12 protein-coding genes are annotated in these 15,742 nt (G+C 40.0%); 8 read left to right on the top strand and 4 right to left on the bottom strand.

The genetic code is table 11. The features are described from left to right. Positions 1-2: 2 nt before the first annotated feature. Positions 3-572, bottom strand: a complete 570-nt coding sequence (locus tag ACX3PU_RS04930) for a hypothetical protein (protein ID WP_459083804.1) — start codon at positions 570-572, stop codon at positions 3-5. 107 nt (positions 573-679) lie between these two features. On the opposite strand from ACX3PU_RS04930, the gene ACX3PU_RS04925 reads away from it, so the two are divergent. From ACX3PU_RS04925 to ACX3PU_RS04900, 6 genes are all read left to right on the top strand, one after another. Beyond that, the gene (locus tag ACX3PU_RS04925; RefSeq protein WP_459083803.1) at positions 680-1,747 is read left to right on the top strand and encodes a 3-oxoacyl-ACP synthase III family protein; all 1,068 of its coding nucleotides are present in this window, start codon (positions 680-682) and stop codon (positions 1,745-1,747) included. An 83-nt stretch (positions 1,748-1,830) separates the two neighbouring features. Next, positions 1,831-3,048: a metallophosphoesterase gene (locus ACX3PU_RS04920; protein ID WP_459083802.1), complete on the top strand. Its 1,218-nt coding sequence runs from the start codon at positions 1,831-1,833 to the stop codon at positions 3,046-3,048. 143 nt (positions 3,049-3,191) lie between these two features. Further along, positions 3,192-7,091, top strand: a complete 3,900-nt coding sequence (locus ACX3PU_RS04915; protein WP_459083801.1) for a PAS domain-containing hybrid sensor histidine kinase/response regulator — start codon at positions 3,192-3,194, stop codon at positions 7,089-7,091. Positions 7,092-7,116: 25 nt separating this feature from the next. After that, positions 7,117-7,470, top strand: a complete 354-nt coding sequence (locus tag ACX3PU_RS04910) for a response regulator transcription factor (RefSeq protein ID WP_459083800.1) — start codon at positions 7,117-7,119, stop codon at positions 7,468-7,470. Positions 7,471-7,478: 8 nt separating this feature from the next. Then, complete coding sequence (locus ACX3PU_RS04905; protein ID WP_459083799.1) at positions 7,479-8,546, top strand: HEAT repeat domain-containing protein; 1,068 nt, start codon at positions 7,479-7,481, stop codon at positions 8,544-8,546. Then, positions 8,543-11,956, top strand: a complete 3,414-nt coding sequence (locus ACX3PU_RS04900; protein ID WP_459083798.1) for a sulfatase-like hydrolase/transferase — start codon at positions 8,543-8,545, stop codon at positions 11,954-11,956. The genes ACX3PU_RS04905 and ACX3PU_RS04900 overlap by 4 nt, the downstream gene beginning before the upstream one ends. A gap of 6 nt (positions 11,957-11,962) precedes the next feature. Here ACX3PU_RS04900 and ACX3PU_RS04895 read toward each other — a convergent pair whose 3' ends face one another. Both ACX3PU_RS04895 and ACX3PU_RS04890 read right to left on the bottom strand, forming a co-directional pair. Next, positions 11,963-13,198 carry a YaiO family outer membrane beta-barrel protein gene (locus ACX3PU_RS04895; protein ID WP_459083797.1) on the bottom strand — a complete coding sequence of 412 codons (1,236 nt, stop codon included), beginning with the start codon at positions 13,196-13,198 and terminating at the stop codon, positions 11,963-11,965. Positions 13,199-13,343: 145 nt separating this feature from the next. Next, on the bottom strand, positions 13,344-13,520 hold the full coding sequence (locus ACX3PU_RS04890; RefSeq protein WP_459083796.1) for a histone H1: 177 nt from the start codon (positions 13,518-13,520) through the stop codon (positions 13,344-13,346). 463 nt (positions 13,521-13,983) lie between these two features. Here ACX3PU_RS04890 and ACX3PU_RS04885 point away from each other — a divergent pair, with 463 nt between their 5' ends. Both ACX3PU_RS04885 and ACX3PU_RS04880 read left to right on the top strand, forming a co-directional pair. Further along, positions 13,984-14,151: a phosphatidate cytidylyltransferase gene (locus ACX3PU_RS04885; RefSeq protein ID WP_459083795.1), complete on the top strand. Its 168-nt coding sequence runs from the start codon at positions 13,984-13,986 to the stop codon at positions 14,149-14,151. Between the two features lie 73 nt (positions 14,152-14,224). Then, complete coding sequence (locus tag ACX3PU_RS04880; RefSeq protein ID WP_459083794.1) at positions 14,225-15,085, top strand: SDR family oxidoreductase; 861 nt, start codon at positions 14,225-14,227, stop codon at positions 15,083-15,085. 24 nt (positions 15,086-15,109) lie between these two features. Here the strand turns inward: ACX3PU_RS04880 and ACX3PU_RS04875 are convergent, their stop codons facing one another. Then, positions 15,110-15,307: a hypothetical protein gene (locus ACX3PU_RS04875; protein WP_459083793.1), complete on the bottom strand. Its 198-nt coding sequence runs from the start codon at positions 15,305-15,307 to the stop codon at positions 15,110-15,112. Positions 15,308-15,742: the final 435 nt, after the last annotated feature.

The following is a 15,742-nucleotide window of genomic DNA, read 5'->3' as shown; positions in this document are numbered from 1 at the left end:
AATTAAAAATTGTAATAGTTCTTATAGTAATTTAAGAAATCTTGTTTTCGGAAGATTTTCACGCGGCTTTCCACTTTGTCTATATTTTTAATAACCTCGTCGTAGTCTTCATCAATATTGTAGTAGAAATCTTCGCTGTACAGGGAACTAAATTTTTTAGCGCCGCCGTAAAACTGTTTTCCATCAATTTGCGTTTGAGGAAGCGTTGCGATGAGAGAATCTTTATTCAAGTTATAGCCATAGTATTGACGATGGATGTAATAATCGCTATGCGTAATATTGACCAATCCACGCACTTTGTTTACCGTAAAGGTAGAATCGTACATAAGCTCCTTTTCGTGATTTTTCACCTCAATTCGGTTGGTTCCTTGCTTAAGATCGACATTCAAAAACTGTCCGGAGGTAAGAATCTTTTCCTCGGACCCATTAATTTTAAAATAAAAGGTGTCGGGCGTAGGGTTGTCAACCAGGTAGGTGTTGGTTTTTGCCAAAAAGAAAAAATAAATTCCAAAAGCCACCGCAAAGGAAGCTAGGGCAAAAATGAGTCCGTAAAGAGCAGGGTTTTTTTTCATATCGAAGCTTAGCGCACTGCAAATTTAATAATAATTTTGATTCTCACTCGGATTGCGTATTAATTCTTAACTTTGCACCATTGAGAATTAACTAACCGTATAGCCTTATGCCAAACACCCTAATCGTAGGTACAGGAAGTTACCTTCCTAGTCGCGTGATTGACGGCAGTCACTTTAAAGACTCTGCCTTTTACGACGATAATTATGAGCCCATTACCAAACCCAACGAGGAGATTATTTCTAAATTCGTTGAGATTACTGAAATTGAAAGAAGGCGCTATATAGAAGACGACGAGCTAAATTCAGACATAGCCGCAAGGGCTGCCCAGATTGCCATTGACGATTCGAAAATCGACAAAGAATCCCTCGATTACATCATTAGTGCTACGAACTTTGGAGACGTTGATCTGCATGGTCAGCAAAGCTTTATGCCTTCGCTTTCCGCCATTATAAAGAACAAATTAGGAATCCAAAATCCCAAATGCATCAATTACGATATGATTTTCGGATGTCCAGGATGGATTGAGGCCTTAAATTTAGCGGATATCCTAATTAAATCTGGAAAAGCCAAAAACATTCTTGTGGTCGGATCTGAGACGCTTAGCCGCGTCACCGATCCTTACGATCGCAACAAAATGATTTTTGCGGATGGTGCGGGCGCCGTAGTAGTGACTGCCACCGAGGACGAAACCGTAGGAATAATCAACACCAATACACTTTGTTTTAACGGAGAGGAACTGCAGTATTTAGAGAACTCTCACAGTCTTAACCCAGAGGCTGACCAAAACAAAAAATACATCCGCATGCGCGGTCGTAAAATCTACGAGTTTGCACTTACCCAAGTGCCTGCCGCCATGAAAAACACCATTGACCAGGCCGGATTAAGCATTGAAGATATTGACAAAATTCTTCTTCACCAGGCCAATGCCAAAATGGATCATGCCATTATTGCAAGGCTGTTCAAGCTATACGGTCATTCTAAATACGAAGAAAGTGTCGCTCCTATGACCATTCAAGAATTCGGAAATTCTTCCGTCGCCACGGTTCCTACCATGCTCGATTTAATTCGAAAAGGAAACTTCAAGGGGCATGAACTAAAAGAAAATTCTTATCTACTTTTCGCCTCCGTAGGAGCCGGAATGAACATCAATGCAATTGTCTACAAATTGCCTTAAGCTCGTTCTTTTGAAGACTTATCACATACAAACACAGACTTTCATTACTAGTCTGTGTTTTTCGATTTTATATACGTAAGCCCATGCAGCGATTTTTTTTACTTTTTACCATACTTTTCTTTATTTTAGAGATCTATCTCTATCAAGCGGTCCGAACTGTGACGAATAGTTCGTTAGTCCGAGGTCTGTACATTGGAATATCGCTCAGTATATACCTTTATTTATTTTACCAATATTTCCTATTTTCTCAAAAGAGCCTAAGTACGCTGCAACTTCAAATAATAGTGACCCTCTTTATAGCCATGCTACTCCCAAAACTATTAATTGCAGTGTATCTGCTTATTGACGATGTACTGCGACTCGGAGAATTTTCTTATCGCTCACTACACCCCACGGCTGAGGTCTTCTATCCCGAAAGACGAAAACTCCTTAGTTATATAGGAATCGCCAGTGCGGCTGCCCTTAGCATCCTCTTTCTAGATGGAGTCATTAATGGAAAGTATCGACACCGGGTCCGAAAAGTAAAATTGAAATTTAAAAATTTACCAAAAGAATTTGAAGGCTATCGCATTGTGCAAATCTCCGATCTCCATTCGGGAAGCTTTTTAAATCCTGAGAAATTAAGACCCGCTTTTGAACTCATTAATGCTCAAAAGCCCGATTTAATTCTCTTCACCGGAGACGCTGTCAACAATTTAGCCAGCGAATTTGAACCTTTCAAAGCTCTTTTTCAAACCCTTCGATCTACGGATGGTCTGTATTCCGTATTAGGAAATCACGACTACGGACAGTACCATCAGTGGAACAGCAAGGAAGAAGAACTAGAAAATCTTGCGCGTCTAATCCAGGACCAGAAAGAAGCAGGATTAACCCTTTTGCGAAATGAAAACCGAGAAATCAAAAGAGGCGCTTCTTCCCTTTACCTCTTGGGCGTTGAAAATTGGGGAGAAAAACCCTTTCCGCAATTAGGCGATTTAGACTTGGCTGCAAAAGGAGTTCCTAGGGAAAGTTTCAAGGTTCTAATGAGTCACGACCCTACGCACTTTGACCATGTAGTACAATCCCATCCTTCGAATGTACAGCTAACCCTTTCGGGCCACACCCACGGTATGCAGTTTGGCCTCGATTTAAAAAACCTCAAATGGTCGCCTGTCCAGTATCGTTACAAAAAATGGGCTGACCTATACCAAGTAGGCAGCAAATACTTATATGTCAACCGAGGATTTGGTGTGATAGGATATCCGGGTAGAGTGGGAATTAACCCAGAAATAACCCTGATAGAGCTAAGTAGCGCGAAGTAAATCTGGATAGTCTAGGAAATCACCGATTTACAAGTAAGCTTTAATTTCTTGCAAAAGAGTCGATTAATTTAACTAATTTTATCTTCTCTATGCTTGTGCTGTGTAGAGCTTAATAGTGCAAATTAGAACCCCACATTATCCCAATGGATGCCAATTTCAAACCCTCTTTGGTTGGAAACAACAACTCTAACCCAAGTCCTCTAGACCTTACCAATCTCTGCGCCGATCCGCGCTTAGAAACCATCTGTAAGGCCACTGCTAGTCTAACGGACATTTCTGCATGTGCCATTGTACTCGATATGGGAAATACAACGCGCACTTTGCAAAGCACCGGACTTTCGATTGAGGATTGGGATATTCTATTAAATGGGATGCTTATTCTTACAAAAAACTCCATAGAGGAAGGCTTCACCAGAGTTCAAATAAAGCACAATGAGCACGAAAAAGGTCCCATATTTAAAGAAATTCAAGGCATCTTAATTTCAGAAATTCACGATTTCAACCGCCGCACCATCGGATGGCTTATGCTAGCGGGCACTGAATCCCAAGTCCAAGCAGAAAACGTCCAAATAACTCTTGCGGAAATGGCAAGCATCGTGAGTGATCTCGCGACTCAAGAACACAACAAAATTCAAAGCCATTATTTTCGAACCATCCTCAACGTGACAAAAAATGCGGTCGTGGTTGTCGATAAGAATTTTCGCATAAAAAATTCGAATCCATGTTTTGAATCCATTTTCTATAAAGCCGACAAGAAGGAATTAAATAGGGATCTACTCGATCTTCTCCAAATTCAAAATCGGGAAAAGTTCTGCAAAGAATTCAGTGCACAAAAGAGCGATTTTCAGTTTACGGCCCAGCCCGTTATTGAAGGAAAGGTTTTAACCTACGAATGGGACATTACTGAAAATATTGAGCAGCAAGAATACTTTTGTTTTGGAAAAGATCTCACGCAAATTAGTGAAGAAAAAAAGAAATCGTCTATTTCAGCCAAACGATTCGATGATTTGTTTGAACATGCGATGGGACTTATAAGCATGCACGATCTAGAAGGCAATATCCTGGAGGTCAACCGAAAAGGTCGAGAAATTTTAAATTATGAATCTTCAGAAGTTCGTAAATTAAATCTAAGAGACTTATTTCCAAAAGAAAATCATGCCCGTATTGCTCCCTACTTAGAACGCATAAAGAACCTTAAAGAAGACACAGGCCAGATGGTACTTGTTTCTAAAGAGGGAGAGCACATCACGTGGTTGTATCAAAATATTTTAGAGCATGATGACAGGGGCAATGCATTTGTTCTTTGTATGGCGGTTAATATGACCGAACACATGGCGCTCGAGAAAGATCTTCGACTTACGAAAGAAATGCTTATGCAGACCAATGAAATTGCGCGAGTTGGGTCTTGGCAATTAGACATCAAATCCCAAAAGCTAAGCTGGTCTGAGATTACAAAAGAAATACATGGCGTAAGCCAAAACTACAACCCTACTTTGGAGCAAGCGCTAGAATTCTACCCTATGAATCAGCGTGAAGAAGTAGAAGAATTAGTGAAACGTGCCATAGAACAGCACGAAAATTACGATGCAGAAGTGAATCTTGTTCGTGAGGACGGCTCCCGCATTTGGGTTCGACTTAAAGGAAGGGCCGTTATTGAAGAAGGACAAAGCGTGGGAATTTTCGGTGTTATTCAAGACATAAGTAAAGAAAAACAGATTGTAACTGAACTCGAAGAAAAACAGGCAATGCTCTCTTCTTTTATTCGACACGCACCTGTGGCCATCGTCATGTTGGATAAAGAGTTAAATTATCTAATAGCCACGGAACGATGGGGTCAGGAATTTGGATTAGGATCCCACGAACTAATTGGAAAAAATCTTCTGGAGATTTACCCCAACATCCCTCAGGAGCGAAAAAAGATTTATCTTGATGCCACGAAAGGAATCACTTATAAGGAGGAAAATGTACGGGTTCAACTCGAGGGCAAATCAAACGCACAAACCTTCGGTCTGATTGTGACACCTTGGATGTATCAAAATAAGGAAATTGCGGGGGTCATGATTTCGGCACAAAACAATACAGATTCAGTGAAAACGAGCGAAGAACTGAAAGAGTCCAAGGTATTGGCAGAACGAGCAAGTAAAGCCAAATCGGAGTTCTTGGCCAATATGAGTCATGAAATACGAACCCCACTCAACGGGGTGATCGGATTCTCCGACTTACTACTCCAAACGCCGCTAAATGAGATTCAATCTCAGTATCTAAAATACATTAACGAATCAGGAGAGACCTTATTGAATTTGATAAATGATATATTGGATTTTTCAAAAATAGAATCTGGAAAAATGGAGTTGTTCATCGAAAAATTCGAACTTCAATCTCTTACGAGCCAGGTTATTAACATCATTCTTTATCAAGCGCAAAAGAAAAACCTTGAACTACTTCTTAATATCGAGCCCACGCTTCCACACACGGTATTCCTCGACGTAGCACGAACAAAACAAGTTTTGATCAATTTGCTTGGAAATGCCCTTAAATTCACGGAAGAAGGAGAAATCGAGCTCAAACTTGAGCAAAAAGAAATAGACGACACACATCTCACCATCCGTTTTTCCGTACGCGATTCAGGAATTGGAATTCCCATTGAAAAACAGCAACGAATTTTTGATGCCTTTACCCAGGAGGACAGTTCTGTAAGTAAAAAGTACGGCGGTACCGGCCTTGGCCTAACCATATCCAATAATATATTGGGCTATATGGACAGTCATCTTTCGCTCGAAAGTACTTTAGGGGAAGGATCAACCTTCAGTTTTGATCTAAAGGTTCCCTTTATAGCCCAACACGAGCAACCAGAATTGATTGAATTCAAGTCCGCTTTAATTGTAGATGATAATGAAAACAACCGTATCATTCTCCAGCATATGCTTTCCTTTAAAAATATCAGTTCTGTGCAAGCCAGTCACGGCATGGAAGCCTTGCAAATCGTCATGGAAGGAGCAGAATTTGACGTAATTCTAATGGATTACCACATGCCCATACTTTCAGGAGTGGAAACCATCGAGAAAATAAAAGAGTGGTATGCCACGCAAAATAAAGAAATGCCTGTTGTCGTTCTACAAACGTCTTCAGAAGAACACCACATTCTAACAAAACTTCAAAAAGACCGAGACTTCCTCTATTTGTTAAAACCTATAAAATCCGACGAACTCTATTCCACACTTCGGAAAGCAACACAAACAGAAATAGAAGCAGAAACACAAATAATCCAGCCCATAGAGTCTGAGCCCATACCCGATAGCATAGCAGTTCGCATCCTAATTGTCGATGACAATCCTGTGAATATGATTTTAGCACAGAATTATACCCGCGCGCTTTATCCTACTGCCGAAATCAAAGAAGCCGTCAATGGTTTGCTTGCTGTGGAGCTCTGTGAGGAGCAAAAATTCGATATTATTCTAATGGATGTGCAAATGCCCGTAATGGACGGCATAGAGGCCACAATGCAAATCCGAAAGGGTGTGCGTAACGGCGAAACCCCCATTATCGGGGTCACAGCGGGAAATACGGTAAGGGAAAAACAAAAATGCCTTGAGGCAGGGATGAATGAATTCTTGCCAAAACCACTTCGCAACACCGAACTAGAAAAATGCATTCAAAAGTACTTAAATGCTGCGATTTCTACCGATTCCGAGACGAAAGACTCAACGGATGAACTCCCTTTTGTGGATATGAAGAAATTAGACCTTCAAGTAGCTGATGATCCGGAATTCCGTGATATTTTCCTTACTTTAGTGGTCAAAGAATTGAACAAAGCACTTGAGGAACTGAAAATGAAAGATCCTGTCATAGAAACTTTCGGCCCCCTCCTTCATAAATTGAAAGGCACAGCAGGAACCGCTGGCCTCGCACGGTTGGCTGCCCTTGCCCACCGATACGATACCGAATTTAGCACAGGTTTATATGATGAGAATTTGATACAAGATTTAGTGCATGAAATTGAGCAAACCCTAATTGCGGTGGTTCAAATGCAAAATCCAAAATAGTACTGAACGATTAAAAAATGCAGTTATGCGAATATTGATTGCCGAGGATGACGAATTAATACAAAAGACCGTCGAACACCGCCTCAAAAGAGAAGGCTGGGAGGTCTATGTAAGTAGCAATGGGAAAGAAGCCATTGAAATGATTAGAATCCTTGATCTGGATTTAATTATTAGTGATATTATGATGCCTTTTGCTTCGGGATTAGAAATTCTGACTGCACTACAAGAAATGGGCAAAACCGTTCCCGTTATTATGCTCTCCGCCTTGGGTCAAGAAGATGTGGTTTTGAATGCATTTTCGTTAGGTGCATCCGATTTTATTATTAAACCTTTTAGTCCAAATGAGTTGCTATTGCGAGTCAAAAGATTCCAGAAATAGATATAAGTATGATTGAAGGAAACGTTTACTATTACGTTGTTACTTTTTTCACTATACTCGTTTTGGTATTGGTGCTAATTGCCATGGTGATTACCGTGAGCTTGAGGGAATACCGACGAAAAAACAAGGAGGTTAAATGGCTCGCGCTGATTGACTCGAAAATCACCACTGCTGTATTAGAATATATAGAGGAAATGCAAGCGGAAGAATCTCTCGAATTCGATTCCCTCCTAAGTAGTAAAGACTTTCGAGAACTTCTATTGCACCGATTGGTGCAAGCGCAAAAAAAATTCTCAGGGTCTGCAGAGTCACAAATACTTGAGCTTTTCAAGGACTACGGATTAGAAAAAGAAGCCCTCCAAAAAACGTATAGTTCAAAAGACTATAAAATCTCGCAAGGCATTAATGAACTTCGTTCGATGAACGTAGAATCCGCACTTATTCGAATGCAAAAACTAGCGTTCCATAAAAGTGAAACAGTACGACATGAGGCACAACTGGCCTTAATCCATTTCAAAGGATTTGATGGACTCGAGTTTCTAAGTGATATTCAATGGAATATTTCCAAGTGGCACCGCATACGACTCTCCTTTGAATTAAATGATGTCAAGCTCACGGATGAATCCAAACTCATCAATTGGCTGCAGAACGATCAACCCACGGTTGTGATCTTTTCTTTAGTCCTCATGCGACGATATCAGACACTTTCCCTATACAACCACGCCCTCGCGTTACTACATCATTCCAATTACGAAGTGCAGTGCGAAGTGGTACAAACGCTTGTATTTTTAGAAAATGAAACGACGGTATCTACTTTAATTCAAGAATTCCCTACCGTAGATCCGCAGGTGCAACAGACAATTCTTTCTGAAATGGCTACTTTAAACGATGTTCTGGTTATTCAATTCTTAAAAGAGCAATTTACATCGAATTCAAATACTAAATTACAGCTTCAGGCTGCCAAATCCTTGATGGCACTTGGGGAGAAAGAATTCCTAATAGGTTTTACGCAGGAAGTAAGCCCAGAGTCCATTGAGAAAAAAATAGCCTACCATGCCTTAGATTTAGCTTTATGATCGCATTTCTGTCAACTGTTTTTTCTATTGTAACGTGGCTGTTTTTTATATATGCCATTAGCGTAATTGCCGTCTACACTTGGATCGCTTTGTATGCCCTAGGGGCTGTACTGCGCTATCGCAAAGAAAATACACTCACCGATTATTCAATCATTGCCCGCACATCTCAAGCGCCCAAATTCAGCCTGGTTGCCCCAGCCTACAACGAAGGGATGACGATCGTGGAGAACGTACGTTCCCTACTTTCACTTTATTATTCCAACCTCGAAATCATCATTGTAAACGATGGAAGTAAAGACGATTCAATCGAGAAACTGATTGCGGCCTACCAACTAAAAGAAGTGCGTTTTTTTGTCGACACTCAAATTGAAACTCAACCCATTAAAGCGGTCTACAAAAGTACGAATGCGGCCTTTAGCAAACTAATCGTAGTGGATAAAGAGAACGGTGGAAAAGCTGATGCACTAAATGTGGGGATTAATCTCTCAAGTGGCGACTATCTGGTGTGTATAGATGTCGACTGTATTTTAGAGCAAGACGCATTACTCAAACTCGCCAAACCCTTTTTGCAAGCAACTAGCAAACGTGTTATTGCCTGCGGTGGGGTTATTCGATTGGTAAACAATTGCAAAATTGTCGATGGAAAGGTGGTTGAAGTTAGGATGCCTACAAGCTGGCTAGCTAGAAACCAGGTGCTTGAGTATATTCGTGCGTTTGTTTTAGGAAGAATGGCATGGTCAAGAGCTTCCGGACTCATTCTAATATCGGGTGCTTTTGGTGCTTTTGAGCGTCAAATTGTAGTGGCATGTGGAGGATACGATCCCAAAACCGTAGGTGAAGACATGGAATTGGTAGTTCGCATGCGAAAATACATGGAGGAAAAGAAGGAACCCTACGAAGTGATCACCATTCCAGATCCTCTGTGCTGGACTGAAGCACCAGAAACAAAGGAAATTTTGGCTCGTCAAAGAAATCGTTGGATGAGAGGAACGATGGAAACCTTATGGAAACATCGTGGATTAATGTTCAATCTGAAATACCGCAAACTAGGGACAATAAGTTTACCCTACTGGCTAACGTTCGAATTTCTGGGTCCACTCGTCGAATTTACAGGTTACCTTGTTTTTACCCTTTTTCTAATTCTTGGACTCATTAATTGGTTCATCTTTTTTATTCTACTTGCACTGGTCACTGCATTGGGAATACTTTTCTCGGTTTTTGCCATCCTAGTGGATCTTTTGAGCGAGCAGGTCTATACAAAACGAAAGGACCTCACCCGACTTTTCGTCACGGCCCTTGTCGAACCGATCTATTTTCATCCTATTGTGGTGAAGGCCGGGGTTCAAGGATTTGTCGATTATTTCAAAAAACGGCACCAATGGGGGGAAATGAAACGCCAAGGCTTTAGCCCTAGTTCGGGAAAAACAAGTGCATGGACTCTGCTTTGGGAAAAATTCAAATTTAATGTAAAACAGTGGGCGCCCACAGGCATACTTCTTTTTCTTTTATTTCAAATAGGAATATTAGGAGAATGGGCGTGGTACCAATACATTGAACCAAGTAAAGAGGCACCCCATCTCGCAGTCAATCTGTGGCTCTCCAACACACAGTTTATTCTCTCGTTTCTATCTCTGGGCGCTTTGGTTTTCTTTTTAATTCAAATGTATTCCGATCGCTTCTCGAGAATTTTACTAATCGCTAGTTCGGTCGTATTGGTAGTTTTGCAATGGATCTTAGTCGCTTATTTTTTAGAATCACACAATCTATTAGGCGCTGACCTTAGGTACTATTCAATACAAGAGTTAGAAATAGTGGCCCTATCTTCAGGCAAATTGTCCATCCCTTATGTTTTAGGTGCAATCTTAATTTTAGCAATGCTAATCGACCTCTTTAGGAAGTTTTCGCTAAAAAGTACAAAATCTGCGTCCATCGGAATTATGTTGATAGGCCTAGGATTATTAAGCGTTGCACTACCGAAACTGTCATTGGGCAGCCCCGAAAGTGAGTTTGACCAGAGCAAATCGAGTAGCAAATGGCAATACTTCGCCTTTACAAATTGGAACGACTACTTAACTCGTCATCCCGAACTTACGGCTTGGTTTGAACCCGAATTAGAACTCAACACACAAACCCTTCTTGACAAACGATATCCCTTTTGGCGTAAAGAAAACACTTCGGATTTCCTGTCTCATTACTTTGAAAAAAGCAGTACGCCACCCAATTTAGTGCTAATTGTCGTAGAAGGTCTAGGACAAGCTTACAGTTCTCCTGAAGGATATTTAGGGGATTTCACACCGTATTTTTCATCCCTAACAAAGAAGGGACTCTATTGGCCTAACACTGTTAGTTCTTCTGGGCGGACTTTTGCAGCCCTTCCTACTTTACTAGGATCCCTTCCCTTTGGAGAAAATGGCTTTTTAGAAGCTCCATTTCGAGCCCATTTCAATTTAGTGAACGTACTGGGTGCGAACGGATTTGAAACTGGATTTTTCCATGGTGGCAATGCGGAGTTTGATGGTATGAAGCCTTATCTTGAAGCAAGTGGAATTGATCGGATTGTGGACCAAAGTCTCTTCACAAATCCTGCAGAAAAACTTCCTTCAAGCCTAGGGGGAGAAAGTTGGGGGTATGAAGACCAAGCCGTGTTTAAGAAATTGCTTACGGAGCAAAAAGTGGCGCCGCCACCTTATTTTAACACGGTACTCACTTTATCCACTCACAACCCCTTTTTAATCCGTAATCAAGCCTTTTTTGAAACCCGCTTTGAGCAGCGAATCAGCGGGGGTGCTTTGACCTTGGAACAAAAAGAACGCTCCATTCATCATAAGAAAGAACTTATAACGGTACTCAATTTCGATCAGGCCCTGCAAGATTTTATGAAAGAGTATGAAAAACGACCTGATTACAAAAACACCATTTTTGTGATAACGGGCGATCACAGCATGCCGGAAATTGATCTACAAACTACCTTAGATCGTTTTAGAGTTCCTCTTTTAATTTACTCTCCTCTAATCAAAATGGGCAAACGCTTCTTGAATCCTGTGAGTCATTTTGATCTAGCGCCTACCTTACTTGCTTATTATAAAACAAGCTATGGACTGTCCACCCCCTCTACTGTGACTTGGTTGGGTGATGGTCTGACCGGGGAATACAATCCGCTACACTCTGGTGTTGGGATGATGCAAAGTAAATTCTTACTGCAAGATTACCTGTATAAAAACCACTATGTTCATCGCGATCAAGTGTACCGACTAAAAGAATTAGAGCCTAGCTCGGAAATTCAGGGAACAGAAAAAGAAAAAATCTTGCAAAGCTTTAGGAATTACAAACAGCGAAACCAACAATTCCGAGAGGGAGTTGAGCTTCTACCCGCAAAAGTAGTGGAGAATTTCTTTCAAAAAACGAAATAAGGTCTTTTAGAAAAGTCGGCTATATCCTAAGGATACATCCACTTGATTTCCTTTTACCCCAGGACGGTATTCCTGATTAAAATACATAGTGGAAACAGAAAACCTATCTTTTTCACTTAATGTAAAATTGTAATCGAGCCCTAGTTTAAATGTTTTCAGACGGTAAACGCTATCTCCTAAAAGTATCGTTCTTGTATCGTCTGGACTGATACCGGTTCCGATTTGAAAACCTATGTAATCATGGGTGCTTTTTAAATAGTAGCGCACGGTCCCCGTGTAAGATTGTGAGATTCTCTCCGTGCTTGGAGTTAAATAAGTTCGTAGATTGAACCAATAGTTCTTGTAGTATTTCCCTACAGATCCTGTAAACATCCATACCGTGGAGTCGAACTGCAAATGACGGTATCCTACTTCCGCTTCAAAGCTCTTAGGTAAGTTGGCATAGAGTGAAGCTCCCGTTCTAAATTTTGGAAAAATTCCTACATCACCTGAGTAGCCAACTCCTAAATAAAGATAAAACAAATCGTTAATACGAGGATAGGCTTCTACTTCTGCTTGAAGTCCGTTATTGCCAAACTTATTGGCGTGGTTCAATTTGAAAATTACGGATCCAATCGGAGTTGCGCGCTTATAACTTAATGAGACCGTATGCCAATCCTCTTCAAATTGTTTATCGAAATGAGAATAACTGTAGGATAAACCAAGGGCATTTTTTGTATTGTAGTTCGAGACTTTTTCTAGAAGTTCACGCGCCAAAGCATTTTGCGAGTTTCGTGCAAGTTCTTCTTCCAGCACTTTGCTAGCTTCCTCGTAACGATCTTCAGAATATAAAATTTTCGCCTGCAGTAATATCAAATCGGAATGGGCTGGATTTTTAATTAAACCCTCTTCAAGAAGCTCTAAGGCAAATAGGGAATTGTCATTCCAGTATTCTAACGAACTATACGCTAAATAAAAATCTGCATCATTCAAATCTTCCTTTCTCATTTGAGAAAACAGCTCTCTTGCAGAAGTTAAATCTTCACTCCATGTATAAAGTCGACCTAGAAACACTCGAATGTCGGTGTAGTTAGGTGAAAGCTCTAAGGCCTGTTTACTTTTTTCGATGGCCAGTGGATAATTTTTGTCTTCAAAAGCGGCTGAGCGAGCCTGTCCAAACAGTTCATCTGAATTGACTTTTTCTTGAGCATAAGCCTGAGAATAAAAGCATATAAACAAAATTAAGCAAGAAAAATTACGCATACGTTCTAGTGTTACTTATGCAAATATAGAGAACTTTTTGGCTTTTGAAATGAATTGAATTAAATCGAATCCTTGAAATACTAAAAACAAAAAAGACCTCTGAAAATCCTCAGAAGTCTTTAATTTAATTTATCCAAATCTAGAATTATTTCTTAGATTCTTCTACAGAAACTTTTCTAAAATCTTTGAACAATTTGCTAAGTTCCAATGCTGATTTTCTAGCTCTGGTTCCAGCTGCTTTGTTTCCTTTCTCAGCTTGTAGTTCAGCCTCTTTTGTAAAAGCCTCAAATTCTTCGTTGATTTTTGCAATCAGTTCTTTCATAATGGGTTTAATTTAAAGGTTAATTAGACTTGCAAATATAAAATAATTTCTGACCAACGCACTATCTCCATGATAAAAACTTATAGTCCATCGGCATTCACGTTTAAAAATACAGATTCAATTAAGTTGAAATACGAGGGCTAAAGCAAAACACAGTTTTAAAAATCAATTCCAAATCGTACATTTGATACTCAGTAATTCTTAGCAAATTAGTAGCTTCTAGAAATAAAGTTCCGCTATTTTCCACTATAAAAATTATACTAGTTTCGTATATTTTGTAGACTCCCTGATTTAAGAGGTAGCAAAGTACCCAAAAATGACAATCCCTACCTTTCTCTTTTCAATGCCATGCTCCCGCCTGACCAAGAAGCGCACTTGAAATTTTGTAACCTTTTCATTATCACTCTGTAAGAAATTTCATCGCATGAATTCTAAATTTGTAGTCTAACCAATACATAGCACGATGAAAAATTTAAAACTCTTTACGCTCTTTGTCCTATTTTTAGCCTCTCTAAGTAGCTGCGCTGCTGTAGAAACCGTTTTCAAGGCAGGAATGTGGTGGGGGATTCTTGTGGTGATAGGAGTCATTGCCCTACTTTTCTGGCTCTTTACCCGTGGAAGTAACAAATAAGTAAAAAAGTAGGTTTAGCCTACTTTTTTACTATAGTTCAACTAAAACTTGTTTAATTTAAATCTCTAAGAGTATGCAAAAAAAAGAAAGCCAAAAAATACGTCCCCTTCAAAAGCAGGCGAAGCCTGGAAAAGAAAGTCAATTGAAACCCAAGGCTAAAAGCAAACCCTTGGAGAACTGGCAAGTTAGGCTAAAAGGCAAGGTAGCTCTAATCACAGGAGCCGATAGCGGAATTGGCAAAGCCACGGCCCTATTATTCGCTCACGAAGGAGCGGACATTGCAATTGCCTATCTCTCAGAGACTCGCGATGCAAAAGAAACTCAAAAAGAAATTAAAAAATTAAATCGCAAATGCATCCTAATCAAAGGGGATTTAGGACGCGAGGCCCATTGCAAAAAGGTGATTTCAAAAACAATCGAAACGTTTGGGAAAATAGACATTCTAATTAACAATGCAGGCAATCACTGGGAAGCAAATAGTCTGGAAGACATTTCAACTGAGCAGTTACTTAAAACCTTTCATTCTAATGTTTTCTCCGTGTTTTGGATTACAAAATATGCCCTCCCCTTTATGAAAAAAGGAAGCTCTATTATCAATACGACCTCGGTTACAGCGTATCGGGGAAGCGACCATTTAATCGATTATGCGGCGACCAAAGGTGCGGTTTTATCGTTTACCCGCAGTCTTTCTGCTAATTTAGTAAGCAAAGGCATTCGGGTCAATGCGGTCGCCCCTGGTCCTATTTGGACTCCTCTGATCGCTTCTACCTTTTCAAAAAAAGAAATCTCCGAATTTGGGAGCGACACACCGATGGAAAGAGCAGGAGAACCGAGCGAAGTGGCCAATTGTTTCTTATTCTTAGGCTCAGAAGCAGCCTCATACCTTACGGGACAGGTACTTCATCCCAACGGAGGGGAAATTGTAAACGGGTAATTCAGGTACAGAGCTACCTAGAGACTATATTGAAGAAAAGAAAACTTGGCTTTTAAGTAGTGCAACTTCTTTTCCTTGGCTTAAATCTTCAAACAGCTCTGGAAATATTGCACTAAGGACAAAGTAGAAAACAATAAGTCCTACAATAATCGCAAGGGCAATTAAATACCCGGCTGGTGGTTTGTTTTTACCTTTTTGTGTTGGTTTGTTCATTGGTTCCATAACATTAAAATTGAATTGCTACGAAGTTCAATAGATTCCACTGCCTTCCTATTATAGAATGAGCGAAAATATTAATACAATTTAAAGCCTCAATGAAAAGGGGCATTTTAGTGCAATCCTGGCCTTGCCGTCAAGTGGATTCCTACTGGAATTTCTCAAAAGCGCCTGCAAATGCTGACAAATAAGATCTGCCACCCCTTGAAAATAAAAAAAATTTAAGTCCCTAGATAAAATTCCATCGCAAATTCTATTTTGTTTATTCTCAATAACATATAGGATAAATCATACCAAGGCAATTCGCTGTTTTTCATTTAAAATCGCATGGCCTTCAAATTTTTTATTCTTTTTTTCTTGGTGATTAAAAATTCCTCTCTATATTTGCTCCAATGAATAGCAACAAAAATACAAATTGGTGGTGGCCTCAAAACTTTCAAA

This window comes from Chryseobacterium sp. A301 (genome assembly GCF_054489425.1).
The sequence above is the reverse complement of the archived record's forward strand: the minus strand, read 5'-3'. Positions and strand labels throughout refer to the sequence as shown.